Origin of the sequence: Paenibacillus marchantiophytorum (genome assembly GCF_014640555.1) — a bacterium.
Lineage (GTDB): Bacteria > Bacillota > Bacilli > Paenibacillales > NBRC-103111 > Paenibacillus_E > Paenibacillus_E marchantiophytorum.
Genome location: NZ_BMHE01000037.1, coordinates 28,392 through 41,753 on the forward strand (window position 1 = coordinate 28,392; position 13,362 = coordinate 41,753).

Annotated in this window: 15 protein-coding genes; 5 read left to right on the forward strand and 10 right to left on the reverse strand. The window is 45.0% G+C overall.

What is annotated here, in order from left to right; genetic code table 11:
- The 4 genes from IEY34_RS26165 to IEY34_RS26180 all read right to left on the reverse strand — a co-directional run bounded on the left by IEY34_RS26165 (position 1) and on the right by IEY34_RS26180 (position 4,013).
- Positions 1-954: a carbohydrate ABC transporter permease gene (locus IEY34_RS26165; protein WP_229757845.1), complete on the reverse strand. Its 954-nt coding sequence runs from the start codon at positions 952-954 to the stop codon at positions 1-3.
- A gap of 21 nt (positions 955-975) precedes the next feature.
- The gene (locus IEY34_RS26170) at positions 976-2,304 is read right to left on the reverse strand and encodes an ABC transporter substrate-binding protein (protein ID WP_229757846.1); all 1,329 of its coding nucleotides are present in this window, start codon (positions 2,302-2,304) and stop codon (positions 976-978) included.
- 12 nt (positions 2,305-2,316) lie between these two features.
- The gene (locus IEY34_RS26175; protein ID WP_189017223.1) at positions 2,317-3,180 is read right to left on the reverse strand and encodes a MurR/RpiR family transcriptional regulator; all 864 of its coding nucleotides are present in this window, start codon (positions 3,178-3,180) and stop codon (positions 2,317-2,319) included.
- A gap of 233 nt (positions 3,181-3,413) precedes the next feature.
- The gene (locus IEY34_RS26180; protein WP_189017226.1) at positions 3,414-4,013 is read right to left on the reverse strand and encodes a hypothetical protein; all 600 of its coding nucleotides are present in this window, start codon (positions 4,011-4,013) and stop codon (positions 3,414-3,416) included.
- A 178-nt stretch (positions 4,014-4,191) separates the two neighbouring features.
- On the opposite strand from IEY34_RS26180, the gene IEY34_RS26185 reads away from it, so the two are divergent.
- Both IEY34_RS26185 and IEY34_RS26190 read left to right on the forward strand, forming a co-directional pair.
- Positions 4,192-4,530, forward strand: coding sequence for a PadR family transcriptional regulator (locus tag IEY34_RS26185; RefSeq protein WP_189017229.1), 339 nt, complete (start codon positions 4,192-4,194; stop codon positions 4,528-4,530).
- The gene (locus IEY34_RS26190) at positions 4,517-4,699 is read left to right on the forward strand and encodes a DUF2812 domain-containing protein (protein WP_189017232.1); all 183 of its coding nucleotides are present in this window, start codon (positions 4,517-4,519) and stop codon (positions 4,697-4,699) included. The genes IEY34_RS26185 and IEY34_RS26190 overlap by 14 nt, the downstream gene beginning before the upstream one ends.
- A 91-nt stretch (positions 4,700-4,790) precedes the next feature.
- On the opposite strand, the gene IEY34_RS26195 is transcribed toward IEY34_RS26190, so the two are convergent.
- From IEY34_RS26195 to IEY34_RS26205, 3 genes are all read right to left on the reverse strand, one after another.
- Positions 4,791-5,456 carry a hypothetical protein gene (locus tag IEY34_RS26195; protein ID WP_229757849.1) on the reverse strand — a complete coding sequence of 222 codons (666 nt, stop codon included), beginning with the start codon at positions 5,454-5,456 and terminating at the stop codon, positions 4,791-4,793.
- 63 nt (positions 5,457-5,519) lie between these two features.
- Positions 5,520-6,230, reverse strand: coding sequence for a hypothetical protein (locus IEY34_RS26200; RefSeq protein ID WP_189017237.1), 711 nt, complete (start codon positions 6,228-6,230; stop codon positions 5,520-5,522).
- 21 nt (positions 6,231-6,251) lie between these two features.
- Positions 6,252-6,698: a flavodoxin gene (locus IEY34_RS26205; protein ID WP_189017240.1), complete on the reverse strand. Its 447-nt coding sequence runs from the start codon at positions 6,696-6,698 to the stop codon at positions 6,252-6,254.
- Between the two features lie 401 nt (positions 6,699-7,099).
- Between IEY34_RS26205 and IEY34_RS26210 the strand changes: the two genes are divergently transcribed.
- Positions 7,100-7,459, forward strand: coding sequence for an ArsR/SmtB family transcription factor (locus IEY34_RS26210; protein ID WP_189017243.1), 360 nt, complete (start codon positions 7,100-7,102; stop codon positions 7,457-7,459).
- Between the two features lie 374 nt (positions 7,460-7,833).
- Here the strand turns inward: IEY34_RS26210 and IEY34_RS26215 are convergent, their stop codons facing one another.
- Genes IEY34_RS26215 through IEY34_RS26225 form a run of 3 tightly spaced genes read right to left on the reverse strand, consistent with a single transcriptional unit; the run spans position 7,834 to position 11,454 of the window.
- Positions 7,834-8,922 (reverse strand): Ger(x)C family spore germination protein, encoded by a 1,089-nt coding sequence (locus tag IEY34_RS26215; RefSeq protein WP_189017246.1) that lies wholly within the window; start codon positions 8,920-8,922, stop codon positions 7,834-7,836.
- Positions 8,919-10,016 (reverse strand): GerAB/ArcD/ProY family transporter, encoded by a 1,098-nt coding sequence (locus IEY34_RS26220; protein WP_189017249.1) that lies wholly within the window; start codon positions 10,014-10,016, stop codon positions 8,919-8,921. Before IEY34_RS26220 ends, IEY34_RS26215 begins: the two co-directional genes overlap by 4 nt.
- On the reverse strand, positions 9,997-11,454 hold the full coding sequence (locus tag IEY34_RS26225) for a spore germination protein (RefSeq protein ID WP_189017252.1): 1,458 nt from the start codon (positions 11,452-11,454) through the stop codon (positions 9,997-9,999). The genes IEY34_RS26220 and IEY34_RS26225 overlap by 20 nt, the downstream gene beginning before the upstream one ends.
- Positions 11,455-11,591: 137 nt before the next feature.
- On the opposite strand from IEY34_RS26225, the gene IEY34_RS26230 reads away from it, so the two are divergent.
- Together IEY34_RS26230 and IEY34_RS26235 are read left to right on the forward strand one after the other, a co-directional pair.
- The gene (locus IEY34_RS26230; RefSeq protein ID WP_189017255.1) at positions 11,592-11,804 is read left to right on the forward strand and encodes a hypothetical protein; all 213 of its coding nucleotides are present in this window, start codon (positions 11,592-11,594) and stop codon (positions 11,802-11,804) included.
- A gap of 1 nt (position 11,805) precedes the next feature.
- The gene (locus IEY34_RS26235; protein ID WP_189017258.1) at positions 11,806-13,356 is read left to right on the forward strand and encodes a spore germination protein; all 1,551 of its coding nucleotides are present in this window, start codon (positions 11,806-11,808) and stop codon (positions 13,354-13,356) included.
- Positions 13,357-13,362: the final 6 nt, after the last annotated feature.

The window sequence follows — 13,362 nt, forward strand, 5'->3', positions numbered from 1 at the left end:
TTATCCCGAATAGTGAACCCATCTACGCTGTAATTTCAACTGAATCATGGTCACCACGAAGATAGCCAGGAAAAGAACAACCGCCTGCGAGGAGGCTGCACCCATGTGAAATAGGGTAAATCCTTCTTCATATACGTTATAAACGACGCTTCGCGACGTATTCAAAAGTGCTGGATTGCCATTGGTCATGACAAATACGAGATCAAACAATTGGAGCGCTTGTATCGTTGCCGTTAGGATCACAAAAAATAAACTGGGCGACAACAGCGGCAGTGTAATTCTAAAAAAGGTATAGGATCTGCTCGCTCCATCCATCTCAGCCGCTTCATAGTAACTGGGTGCGATGCCTTGAAGTCCTGCAAGCAGCACAATCATATGATGTCCAAGTGAAGACCATACGCTAACGATGATAACGGACGGCATGATGTAACTAGGATCAGAAAGCCAATTCGGCGCTGGCAGATGCAGCGTGTGAAGAACGGCATTAATGGGGCCATAATCGGAATTAAACAACCACTTCCAGATCAATCCAACCGCTGTTGACATCGTAACAACCGGCACGAAATACATCGTTCGGTAGAAGGTGCGTCCGCGAATGTTTTTGTTCAGCGCAGCAGCAATGACCGTTGCGATTGCCACAGAAACAGGCACGCTTATAAGCGCAAATAAGAAGGTATGACGACAAGCTTGAAGGAAATGCTCGTCATGAACGAGCGCAATGTAATTGTTCAAGCCTGCAAAGCTGGCTGTGGAAAGACCGTCCCAATCCAGGACGGAAATAACGATAGAAGCTGCTGCTGGCAGCAGGTGAAACAAACCGAGAAACAGGAAAGCGGGCAGAATGAAGACATACGCCCACCAAGCCTCCGCGGTTCTACTGCGCCACCTCCTACTTGCGGATACGCCACCAGCCATATGAGGTACGACTGCTCTCGCTGCGCTGTGATTATCCAATGGAAGACGCCCCTTTCTGTTTTACTTCTCTTTGGCTAACAAATCATTCATTTTGACAGCAGCGTTGTCTAATGCCTCTTTGACCGGCGTTTTGCCGAGCAAAGCGTTCGTCACTTGTTCAATAAGTATATTCTGCCATTCTGCCGTGTTTTTCGAAACCGGATAAGGTCCTGTTTGGTCAACGGTGCGAATGAAAGCTTTCATATCCAGCGATGGAATGGCTTGCAGCCAGAGATCGACAGACCCTTTGTGCGCTGGATAGTTAAAAGCGCTTTTGGCGAGCAAATCTTCGCCCACTTTCCCAGTCAATACTTTCAAAACTTCCCAAGCTTCTTGCTGATGCTTGGATTTCTGATTGATAACCCAGCTTGATCCATGTATATAGTAGCCTTTTTGTTTGCCGGCCGGCAGTTCTGCCACACCTAGCTTGTCACCTAGCATTTTGTATAAGGTTGAGGCATCGAACGATCCGCCAGGAACCATAGCCGCTTTACCTGAGCCGAAAATTTGCGTAGGCTTCGTTTCAACCTGCTGTTGAGCCGTAGGCGAAATCCCTTGATCGATGAAATCCTTCATGAACTGGATAGCCGCTTGTGTTTCCGGCAAATTCAGACCTGATTTGTTATGTTCATTGTTGATGACGGAGCCGCCAGCTTGATAAATAAGCGGATAGAAGCCGGTTTGGATCTCGTTAGCCGCGATATAACCGAATTGTTTTTGACTTTTATCCGTAAGCTTTGCCGCGTTCGTCTTCAACGTCTCCCAAGTCCACGTATCGTCGGGGTACGGCACTTTTGCTTTATCAAACAGTTCCTTGTTATAAAATAAGCCGACCGTACCTTGGAAATAAGGGATGCCGTACTGCTTGTTGTTATATCTGTACAGCTCGTTGATCCCTTTCGGATAGACGGACGTATCCCATTTATCGCGATCCACCAAAGGTTGAAGATCCGCCAACAAATTCAAAGAAGCAAATTTATAGAAGTTGGGACCATTCATCAAGAAGAGATCAGGCCCTTCCCCGCCGACCAGCGAGGTTTGCAGCTTCGTATAGTAATCTTTGACAGGTGTTATGGTCAAATTGACTTCCACGTTGGTATGGTCTTTCGTGTATACGGCGACAGTTTGATTGATCGTCTCTTTCAATTCTTCTACCCAGACGGCCAAATTAAGGGTTACTTTCTCCTTAGGTGCAGCTGTTGCTGTCTTGACGGCATCAGATGACGCTTTGGGACTGGCAACACTTGACGTAGTTCCTTGTGAGCAACCTGACAATAAAGCACCAATCGTCGCAATGCTTACTACAATACTTCCGCTTTTCCGCATTTTTCTTCCCAACCGCATTTTCATAAATAAATCCTCCTAATTCGATTTTCTGGTTCTGGCATGATGGACGGCTTTTTTGGTCCGTTCCAGTGCTTCAATATGTACGTCATAATTCCGATCAACTAGCCCCACATACAAAATATCAATGACATTCAACTGCGCAATCCTGGAAGCCATGGCTCCGTTGCGAAAGTCTTTTTCAACCGTACTGGAGAACAAGTTAATCTCAGCAAACTGAGCAATCGGGTTCACCCCAAATTGGGTCAGCGAAATTAATTTAGCCCCATTTTGCCGGGCTAGTTCCATCGCTTCGAGCACTGTTTGTGTCTGGCCAGTATAGGAAATAGCGAGAACCGCATCCTCCGCAGTCAAGTTTGCTGCGATGATGGTTTGCGCGTCTTCACTATAGCCTGGTTCACACCACAGCCCCAGCCGAACGGCTTTATGCCTGAAATCGTCTGCGACTACGGAGGATGACTCGATGCCAAACAGAGCAATTTTGCGCGCACTGAACAAGGTGTTAATCGCTTGTTCCACGGCCTCCGCATCAAGCACAGACAACGTATCTTTGATCGATTTGATGTTGTTGTTGGAGATTGACTCCAATAAATCACTCGTCGATCCTTTGACTTGGAATTGCTGATACACATTCGGATCTTTCTGCTCAATGGCAACATCAGAAGCAATTCCGATCTTGAGCTCTTTGAATCCCTTGTACTTCAAGGATTGGGACAAACGGATAAGCGTCGCTTTGCTAACTGCTGCCTGCTCTGCCAGTTTCTGAATCGAACATTGCACAGCCAGTTCCGGATGATCCAGTATAAAGCGGGCCGCTTGCTGTTCCATTGGTGTCAAGGAATGAAAGGCCTCACGAATACTGATTAAACCACCTTTGACCATCTGATTCTCCCCCTATCTTCGGATAATTGTTACATTATTTCTTTGTTTTTTCGGACAAAAGTTTCATAGTGCCGTAAAAAAAAAGCCAATAAAAAAATCCAGATAAGAAGGCGGCAAAATAACTACCGTTCCTTCCATCTGGACCTCTAGTTTACTAGTCGGTATCCTGGACAAAAGCTATGTGTTTATCATAATAAACACATTATTCATAGTTGTCAACTCAGAATTGAACTTCATTTTCGTTCATCCGTTTTTGCTAATATCGATGCTACGATTTCTTCTATCATTTCCCCGGTAAATCCATGCCGCATTTCTGTAATAAACTCAATAAATAACAGCGACAACAGCTTATGAATATCCATGTCTAGAGAATCTTCGTAGTTACATACCCAGTCCGCAAAGAACACGTCTACCCGTTTGACCTCAGATTCGCGAAGACCCACATTCAAAGTTAAGTATCCCTTCGATCCGTCCACGCCTCCTTTGCCAGGCAGGCTCCACTGAAAGTTAGGAACTCTATCAGGAAACGTTAGTTTCCGTTCTTTAACATACGTATTCGCATTTAAATAAACCTCGTAGTTACTTTTCAAATTCAACATGTAGTCATACAAATCTTTCCCTTGTCTTACATGACTCAGAAAATTGTCAAACAAGAGTTTGACCAGGAAAGTTTTATTCAATCCCGGAAGTTCTTCCTCCGTGGTATACAGCAAATCTTCTATAAAAATGTCCGCACGATCGAAATAATCACGAGGCGCACGAACCTTCACGGTCAAATAGAAAGCGGGCGCGGCCCGATGAAAAATGCTTGTCCATGATTTCAAAGTGAGCATACAAGCGTCCTCCTTTCTCTCTCTCTTACTATGTATTCCGAATCTAGCAATTTTATGACATCGGCTCTTGACTTATACATCGCGCCGCGATATACCTCATAATATGATATATCGCAACGCGTTATAGCGAAGTTCGATCTAGTATGGACGACTATGCCATACCGAAGGAGACTTTCCAATGAGTAACGATAAGCTGCAGCGCAGCTACCTGCCCATGTCTGAAACCGCCTATTACATCCTGCTTTCCCTTGCCCAGATCCGTCACGGATATGGCATTATGCAGCATGTGGAGGAGATTACGAAGAGTAGAATCAAGCTAGGACCAGGCACCTTATACGGCAGCCTCTCGAAGATGGAAAAGGATAAATTAATTGCTGTCATCGCCGAGGAAGAGCGGCGGAAAATGTATCAGATAACACCACTGGGACGTGAAATCCTCACGCAAGAAATTTCTCGTATCCGTGAGCTGTATCATAATTCGAAGCAGATGGAGGCTGATCCGCATGTCGGAAAATAAAAAAACAACAAAAATTTGGGCTAGTTGGAATAGTGATAAGATTGAAGACTATCTGGAAGAGATGGAAGCTCAGGGTTGGAACCTCGTAGCGATCAAAAAAATGGGCTATTCCATGCATTTTATTAAGGGAATGCCCCGCGTTTTACAGCGATGTCGACTCGCTCATTGATCGCAACAAACGGCTGATGAGTATACTCATTGTCGTTATGTCGGCCCAAAAAGCGCAGCACCCGCGCATAGCACAAAGAACCTTGCTTCCATCAAGGATGGAAAGGAAGGTTCTTAAGAGGTGCACCGCTATACAACGTGAATATAGCCTCAATCGGTTTAAAATACAGATGTCCATCCGCCCACGGCTGGAAGTGGAGATCCATACGGGAATCGTTCCAGTTCTCCGGTGTTCCGGATGTCGTTAATCGGGGAGGAGCTAATGGCTGCTCAATCACTTGGGGGAATTCTTGATAACCGAACATGAGGTTGTCATGCAAGGCAATCATCTCATACTTGTCTCCTAAGAACGCTCGCTCTTCCTGCAGCTGGTAATGATAATAAATGTAGCTCGGAATCATTTCCGGCTTGAGATGAGCGACCCTTCCCACCCTGCGCTCAACGGGCTCCTTGCGAAGCCAATGCTCATAGCTGACCGGTTCATTAAAATGAAAGACATCGACCATAGGCATCCATTTCCGTTTCACTACTTTCCCCGGCCAATCCTCCAGATAAGCATCGATCGCTCCAAACATTACCTCAGGAACTATCTCATCCTGTACGCATTCGTAATAGATAAAAATATGCTGAAGCCATTTGAATGCCGCAATGGTCATGATCTCGCCGCTATCCAAACGCGCTTGTGCGGAAGCGGTATCCGCCATACGACTTAGCCCCGCTTCCTCTTGCCCTTCTTTCCACTGCGCTCTATAAATCATCCGTTTCAAAGCTGGCTGCTCCTCTCACACGTTTCTTCCTATCTTATCATTTCTAGGTAAGAATCACATGAGCAAACGGCCAGAACCGGGTGAGCAATCCTTGCAAAAACACATACTGCTGTCTGTAAACACATCTTTCACTAGACGCAGATAATCAATAGATTGCTGCCGATCACAACCGGCTGTGGATATCCGTTGGCATTCTCCACTCATCAAATGATAGATCAGCAGCTGCTCGGGCGGTTTACCGAATGCCTCATAGCTGCATACAATGGTCCAATGAACGAACAGTTCAATAGCCGCTTCACTCGGCTCCATCATATATTTATGGATGGTGAATAAGTTCTCAGTTACCTCCATGACTTGCACAATCATCGAGAGATGGCTTTCCAGCTCTTGAACCCAAACGCTTTTGCTCTCAAACACCATAAACGGTTCATCTGAATGATCCGAATCCGACAGGAACTTATACAGATTAGCCACCACGATGCGTTTGACTTCCCAATAGAACGCAGAAGATTTGAATTTATGTACTTTGTTAGTCCAGCGCCGCTCGAACATTGCGGCTAATGTCATCTCTGTTTGGTATTGGGGATGTAGACAATGCCAATCATGAATGGCGTGATAAGCTGCATATTGTGTGAGCTGCTTCCATTCTGGATCTTCATGAGAGTGGGCTCGCGGATCGGAAAAATTAGCGTGAATCCAATTCTCAAGTTGATAATCAGCTAGCAGTGGCGGCGTTGCAATCTTGTAGTCCTGTTGAATGTTCATTGAGATTCACACTCGGATGGACTAAGCGCCAAGCGACTGGACGAATTGTTTGCCAAATTCACGGCATAATACTTTATCGTCCTTGGAAGGCGACAACTCAACTTTCAATCCGTCGAGCGTTACTTCCGCGCCAAGCTCTTTCAATTTTGTTATCAATGTGTCAACAGCCGCCCCGTATTCCGCATAGGAAGAATCAGCGGATCCGAACACTGCCGCCTTTTTCCCATCTAACTGAATAACATCCATCTCATCGTAAAAGTCGAGGAAATCATCGGCTAAATCTCCGTCTCCCCATGTATAGCTGCCCAGGATGATACCGTCATATTTGGTAATCTCTTCGGCATTCGTGTCAATCACATTTTTCACGACAGGCTCAATCCCTGCTTCTTGCAACCCTTCTGCGATGGCCTCCGCCATTTCTTCCGTGTTACCTGTCATGCTTGCAAAAACTACGATTACTGAACTCATTTGTATTCCTCCTGTTAGTTGTTATTTATTTGGATTATTGCTGGATTCCTCAATGTTCCTAAGAGCTGCCGCTTTGGGTTTCTTTATGTAGCCAGCGTTCGAATTTGCTTGTGAATCCTTGCTTTGCTGATCGCGCTTATGATTATTCTTTTTAACCAATTCATACAAAAGACCCACGGTCCGACACGCTCCCTTCCTACTTCTCCAAAGATGAGAATGATACTCATTTGCATTAGTCATTATGAATGATAACTATTCTCAGTCAAGTTGTCAATATGTCTGTGACATTTTCATTAAAAAATAGCTAACACGAAGAAGTATTCCCATAAAATTTCTCCAACCATTCCTTTACAGGCATATTCTTTGCGCGGTATATTTACATAAGAAGGGAGATCGGTATCATGGGCATGACGATTACAACGATGAGTGCGCTTGCCGAGCCCAACCGCTTACACATTGTCGAGCTACTACGTGACGGCCCCCTTACGGTAGGAGAAATCACCGTACAACTTGGGCTAGCACAGCCACAGGTTTCCAAACACCTTCGTGTATTAAGTGATTGCGGTTTCGTTGAAGTGCACCCTAGCGCCAATCGGCGCATTTACACGCTGCAGCCTCAGCCGCTTATAGAGATGGATGCCTGGTTGGATTCATTCCGTCGCATGTGGGAAGAAAGATTCGACCGCTTGGACGACTATCTGAAGCTGCTTCAGAGCAAAGAGGAAAAGCAGAGCAGCACAGAAGGCGCGGAAGATAAATAATCGGACCCAAAGGGAACTAGGATCCGCTATAATGCTGAAAACCGCCTAATTCCACTCCAAGGGGAACTACGATCTGCTATTTCACCATTTCCCGGTCGGAATTCAACTTTTCCGCTTAAATAGCGTACCTCAGTTCCCTTTCATGCTACGTTTAACCCAGTTCCCGCCAATTAGCGGATCGTAGTTCCTTTTCGCGATACGTTTCTCTAGAATGAGCCGCTTTTGGCGTGTATTGGAGCATTGAAAGGCCTTTATTGGTTTGGAAATAAAAAATGGCTGCCCCCAAGGTTTACACCTTGTGAGACAGCCTCTTTGCTGTGATTATTAATCCCAGCTACTGATTCGTATTGCAGCAGCACAAGCTGCCGTGCCGTTCAGTTAATGATTCCAGGTCTAGTCAGCTTCACGGTGACATGCGGCTCTATCTTGATCCCTGGATAAACCTCATCCCAGTTCGACGTTTTCCAGTAGTCATGGTGAAAGGCAATTAACCTTCTGCCAATTCCCAAAGCATCACAGTTCATCTTCTGAAGTTTTTGAATGACTTGCCTCGCATCTTCTGTTAATTCTGCGGAAATAAACGCATTTAGTTTTTTTACATTGCTTTCATCGAACTGATGCTCCTGCGGATATTCCTCCACTTGAGCTTTCATCGTTAACTGGATATTAACTTGTACTTGTTGATCAACGATAGCAAGCTTCATCTGACTATGGGCTTTGTAGACCCGCAGCGTTAATAAGCTGCCAACTTTATTTGTGTTTTTTTCTGTTTTCACGCTAAAAGTTGCGGTTTCACCCATTTGTCCAGCCAATAACAAATAAATAGGCGATTCCGAATCGGATAGAAATCCTGACAAAACCTGGTTGCTAAAAAGGGCAACCCCCTTCACCCTGCTGCCGGAATGTCCAGGCCCCATATAGGGAAGTACAATATCCTGACCAGGATCATGGATAAACTTCAGAACGGATTGCAAATTGATATTCGGAACAATCGTGATCTTCTCAGCGCTGATTACTTGCCTGTCTAAGTTAACGATCAAGTCGGGCTTATGCTTATGTTCATTGGCTAAGAAATCATTAGCTTTTCCATCGACAATGACAATTTTAGCGCTTAAAGCGCTTTTGGGATCTCGGTAAAACACATCCAGAATATCACCCAGCTTATTTTTCGCCATTTTATCGCCAATAGCGACTAATCGATTCTTGGAAGTGTCCGGCGCTCTCGTTAGCTCTTTGGCAAGATTAACCCTCGTATCCCTTGGCGTATTGCCTTCTGCCGCGACTAAGCGCGGCTTGCTTTTTTTATCCACCACGACAAAAGTTGTCCTCAGGTTTTCTTGCGTCCCCTCATCCAATCCCGTATTCAGAATCAGCCTTACATCCTTTAACAATATTTGATCCCAACAGCCTGTTAATACACATAAAAGCAGGCATAAGCTTACTGATTTACACCAAATTTTCATTCTACCACCGTCTTATTTTTTCTGTGCTTCCACACGGAGACTGCAAATAGGAGAATAGGAAACCCATAGATCATGATTAAGGTTGCTTTCGAGAACCACTTATTGATCGTTTCCATTTGCAAGACGTCACTGGGCATCAAAACCAGCAGCCAACAAACCATGACCACGATGAAGGTTACCAGAGTAGGTTGGTTCACTTTCAATAACTTCTGAATACTCGTCGCAGCGAAAAAGACGTAATTTGCGATGGAGGTCATAACAATCGGAACCCAAAAAGACAGGAAGATAAGATCAGTGCGCTCAAAAAATCGAAAGGAAACGGCTTTGAGCATATAAAGTACAGGCTCAGGCACGATATCCATTTCTTTCGGACTGAAAAATACAAAGCATGAAATTACGATAATCAAATAGAAAAGAGTAATGATAACGTAAGACAGCATCATTGTTTTCAGCACTGTTCGATCCTTTGATTGAATCTGCGGATAAATCACGAACATCAGCTCAAAACCAGCCATGGCAATCGCCGCATTCTCTATCCCTTTGATAATAGACCCGCTCCCCGATATGCCAATCGGCAGCAGGTAAAGCACATTCCCCTTGAATAGAGGAAACATGACCAGGCCCAATAAGATAACGAAGATACTCGATAGAAGCACTTCAAACCGTACAATCATGCGCAAGCTCTCTTTGGCCAAATAAAAGGTGGTCAACATCATTAATGCCATAATGACCCATCTTGGCGTTGTCGGGAAAATCCATGAAGAAATAATTCTTGTGTAGTTTAATAGCACAATACTAGCCAAAGCAGTGAAATAGGCGATAAATAGAACGCTGACCACTCTGCCCAGCAGTTTTCCCACCAGCTTTGGCAAAATGTCCATCAGGGTCAGCTCCGGGTATCTCCGGCATATCCCCCAAATAAGCACAATGATAATTTGGGTCGTAATGCCAGCTAAAAGCAGCGATATCCAACCATCACCCGATGAGATGGCGTGCAAGCCGAACGGCAACGTTAATGCGCCTTCACCGATAGCTGTTTGTATCGTAAAAAAGGCTAACTGTGTCGATGAGATCTTATTTTTTGTTTCTCCCATGTTTCACCGAGCCTCTCAACCATAAATTCCTCCACTTCTTCTGAGGTTTACTATCCTGAGGCCTCTGGTTCATTTGCCAAATGGACATTCGGATAAATGTATCTTTCATTCCCTTCCAATTCAGTGGCGACAGCGGGTAGAAGTAAGGAATGCCCAGTACTTCCAGCTTGCACATGTGAATCAACAGGATGGATAATCCAAAGGCGATTCCAAGAAAGCCAAATGAGGCTGCTAGAATCATAATGGGGAACCTGAGGATACGGAGCGTCTCTCGAAATTCGTACGAGGGCACAACAAAGGAAGATATTGCCGTTAGTGCTACAACAACAATCATGATATTAGAGACAAGACCCACTCGGACAATGGCATCTCCGATAACCAATCCTCCTACAACGCCGATGGTTTGTCCTACAGCCGAATGTAGACGCAGCCCCGCTTCTCGGATTAGCTCCACGGTTAACTCCATAAGCATCGCTTCCATAATCGGCGGGAAAGGGATATCAAGCACCGCGTTCTGCATGGGCAGCACTAATTCGTTCGGAATCGTCTCGAAATGGAAACTGACCACTGCGATATAAATGGCCGGCAGCGTGATAGCGATGAAAAAACTGGAAACCCGCAGCAGTCGAAAAAAACTGCCATTCAGAATACGCAGATTGTAATCATCCGGAGATTGATAGAAAGCAAAGAAACTTACAGGCAGAATAATGGCATTCGATGAACCATCGGCCAGCAGGGCGATGCGCCCCTCCATAAGATTGGCCGATACGCGGTCAACTCTTTCTGTACTCAGAACTTGTGGAAATGGTGAATACGGTGCATCTTCGATGAATTGTTCGACAATGCCAACCGAAGAAATATAATCAATGCTGATCTCTGCAATCCGCTTATTAATCTCCTCGACAATTTCCAGATTCGCCAGTTGATCCATATAAACAATAGCCAACTTGGTGTCGGCTTCCAATCCAACATGGGCATAACGGATAGCTAGATGCTGGCTTGTTATTTTTTTTCGAATCAGGTGCAAGTTAATATCCAATCGTTCAATGAATCCTTCATGCGAATTGCCCAGCACCTTTTCATTGACAGGCTCCGTAATGCTTCTCTGATAACTCGATGGGGTATGGAAGAGATACAGATCTGCATCATCATCGAAATAAATCACGCAATAGCCTCTTAATAAAGCGTCAACAGCTTGTTCGAGCAGACAGGTAATCTGCATCTGCCCCAAGGTTATGGTTTGCAGAAATTCTCCCTTTGCAGTGTGTTTAAGCGGCGTCAAAACACCATCTTGGATCGACTGCTCATTCACTAAAGTGATTAAGTAAACGATATGAATCGGTTTATGGTTCCAACTTAACGTATGTATAATTAAATCATTTGCATGATTAAATTCCTTTTGAAAGTAGGTCCTTACATCTTGAGTTGAATGATGCATGCCCTCACCTTTCAATCTTTGATTTCTCCATTACAGGGTATTCTTCCGCGGTTTGATCCGCGCTATACATTATTTCCCTTGGATAAAAATAGTTGGAATGGCAAAACCTAAAGGCAAACAAGCCCAAGGTGATAGCCATGTTGTTATTCTTAGCCGCTCTAATCCTGCTCATAATTGGTCTTCCCTCCAAAAAAGTCCGTGAACAAGACAGCCGAATCGTGATTGCCTATGTCTCTTTATTCCTATTAGGCCTTATTCTCTCTGTACTTCATTTAACCGGAACGTTGTACATCCTCTCGACCTTATTTCAAAATGTGATGCACAGCATCGTTGTAAAGGCAGGCGCTTAATATGTCTTTTTTAGATAAGCTGCTCAAAGGAACCACTGTCCCTGCACCTCCCCCCCTTCATCAGGAATCAGCCCGGTTGCAAGCGCTCGCCGATCTGCAATTGAGTGCTAGCCTGGAAGAAAACTTGGCTGCAATCAAAGAAACTATTCAACATGCATCAGATTTAATCGTTCGTGAAATTATTTTGCAAAGCGAGGAAAATCTGGATATTCGAGCAGTTGTTATGTACATTGACGGACTAGCGGAGAAAGATATTGTTCATCAATGCGTCATACTTCCACTTATGAAAATGGAGCAAACAACGGAGATAACGCTAAGCTATATCGAGAATTATGTGATTACAGCCAGTGGAATCAAGCGGGAGACCACTTTGAAGGAAAGCATCTCAGGGCTTCTGTATTCGAGCACACTGCTGATCATCGATGGGTTTGCTGAGTCATTGCTTATCACATCCGAGGGATGGGAACATAGATTCGTCTCCAAGCCTACCGTAGAGCCGATCATTCGGGGGCCTCAGGATGCTTTTAATGAGGTGCTTAGAACCAATACGGCTTTAATCAGAAGGAAAATCAAAGATCCCCAACTCGTTTTCTATCCGATTCAAATTGGTACTCGCACATTAACGGATGGTGTTGTCGCTTATTTGCAGGACGTCGCCAACCCCAGCATTGTGAAAGAGGTTAAACGGAGACTTTCTTTGGTTGATACGGAGGGCATTTTGGATAGCGGGCAATTGGAAGATTATTTGGAGGATTCACCGCGCTCCCCCTTCCCGCAAGTCAGCTCGACGGAGAGAGCGGATAAGGCTGCGGCAGCTCTTCTAGAGGGGAAAATTGTTGTGCTTGTGGATGGCACGCCATTCGCTCTGCTCATGCCGATTACATTTCCAGAATTCCTGCTGTCGACTGAGGATTATTATACCAACTATCTAGCGGTTACAATGCTGCGTTGGGTTCGGTTCTTCGCAATCATGATGGCGCTTATGCTTCCCTCCATTTATATTGCGATTACTTCTTATCACCAAGAAATGCTGCCGACGCAGCTGATGCTTGCGATTGCAGCCAATCGCAGCGGGATTCCATTCCCAGCTTTCTTCGAAGCCTTGATTATGGAAATCAGTTTGGAACTTCTGCGGGAAGCCAGTCTTCGTCTTCCAGGCTCCATGGGACAAACGATCGGTATCGTTGGCGCATTAGTGATCGGACAAGCGGCTGTACAAGCGAATATCGTCGGTCCGGTGCTAACCATCATCGTGTCGTTTACCGCTATCGGGACCTTCGTCATTCCCAATTATAATGCGTCGCTCGCCATCCGTTTCCTCCGCTTCCCATTAATGGTCTTTGCCGCAGTCTTCGGCATTTTTGGCATCGTCTTTGGCACCAGTATGATTCTTATTCATATGATCCATTTACGTTCTTTTGGGGTCAACTATCTGGCTACATTGACACCTCAAACGTTAAGTGCTGTAGACGATTCCTTCGTTTTCAAAAAACCTTCCTATGCCTTGAATTATCGACAACGATTTCTTGGACTTAGAAAGCAAAAACCTTAGACAGTT

Excerpts from the sequence above, each read along its gene's own strand:
- IEY34_RS26170 (WP_229757846.1), bottom strand. The coding sequence starts at position 2,304 with ATGAAAATGCGGTTGGGAAGAAAAATGCGGAAAAGCGGAAGTATTGTA.
- IEY34_RS26175 (WP_189017223.1), bottom strand. The coding sequence starts at position 3,180 with ATGGTCAAAGGTGGTTTAATCAGTATTCGTGAGGCCTTTCATTCCTTG.
- IEY34_RS26180 (WP_189017226.1), bottom strand. The coding sequence starts at position 4,013 with ATGCTCACTTTGAAATCATGGACAAGCATTTTTCATCGGGCCGCGCCC.
- IEY34_RS26185 (WP_189017229.1), top strand. The coding sequence starts at position 4,192 with ATGAGTAACGATAAGCTGCAGCGCAGCTACCTGCCCATGTCTGAAACC.
- IEY34_RS26190 (WP_189017232.1), top strand. The coding sequence starts at position 4,517 with ATGTCGGAAAATAAAAAAACAACAAAAATTTGGGCTAGTTGGAATAGT.
- IEY34_RS26195 (WP_229757849.1), bottom strand. The coding sequence starts at position 5,456 with ATGATTTATAGAGCGCAGTGGAAAGAAGGGCAAGAGGAAGCGGGGCTA.
- IEY34_RS26200 (WP_189017237.1), bottom strand. The coding sequence starts at position 6,230 with ATGAACATTCAACAGGACTACAAGATTGCAACGCCGCCACTGCTAGCT.
- IEY34_RS26205 (WP_189017240.1), bottom strand. The coding sequence starts at position 6,698 with ATGAGTTCAGTAATCGTAGTTTTTGCAAGCATGACAGGTAACACGGAA.
- IEY34_RS26210 (WP_189017243.1), top strand. The coding sequence starts at position 7,100 with ATGGGCATGACGATTACAACGATGAGTGCGCTTGCCGAGCCCAACCGC.
- IEY34_RS26215 (WP_189017246.1), bottom strand. The coding sequence starts at position 8,922 with ATGAAAATTTGGTGTAAATCAGTAAGCTTATGCCTGCTTTTATGTGTA.
- IEY34_RS26220 (WP_189017249.1), bottom strand. The coding sequence starts at position 10,016 with ATGGGAGAAACAAAAAATAAGATCTCATCGACACAGTTAGCCTTTTTT.
- IEY34_RS26225 (WP_189017252.1), bottom strand. The coding sequence starts at position 11,454 with ATGCATCATTCAACTCAAGATGTAAGGACCTACTTTCAAAAGGAATTT.
- IEY34_RS26230 (WP_189017255.1), top strand. The coding sequence starts at position 11,592 with ATGTTGTTATTCTTAGCCGCTCTAATCCTGCTCATAATTGGTCTTCCC.
- IEY34_RS26235 (WP_189017258.1), top strand. The coding sequence starts at position 11,806 with ATGTCTTTTTTAGATAAGCTGCTCAAAGGAACCACTGTCCCTGCACCT.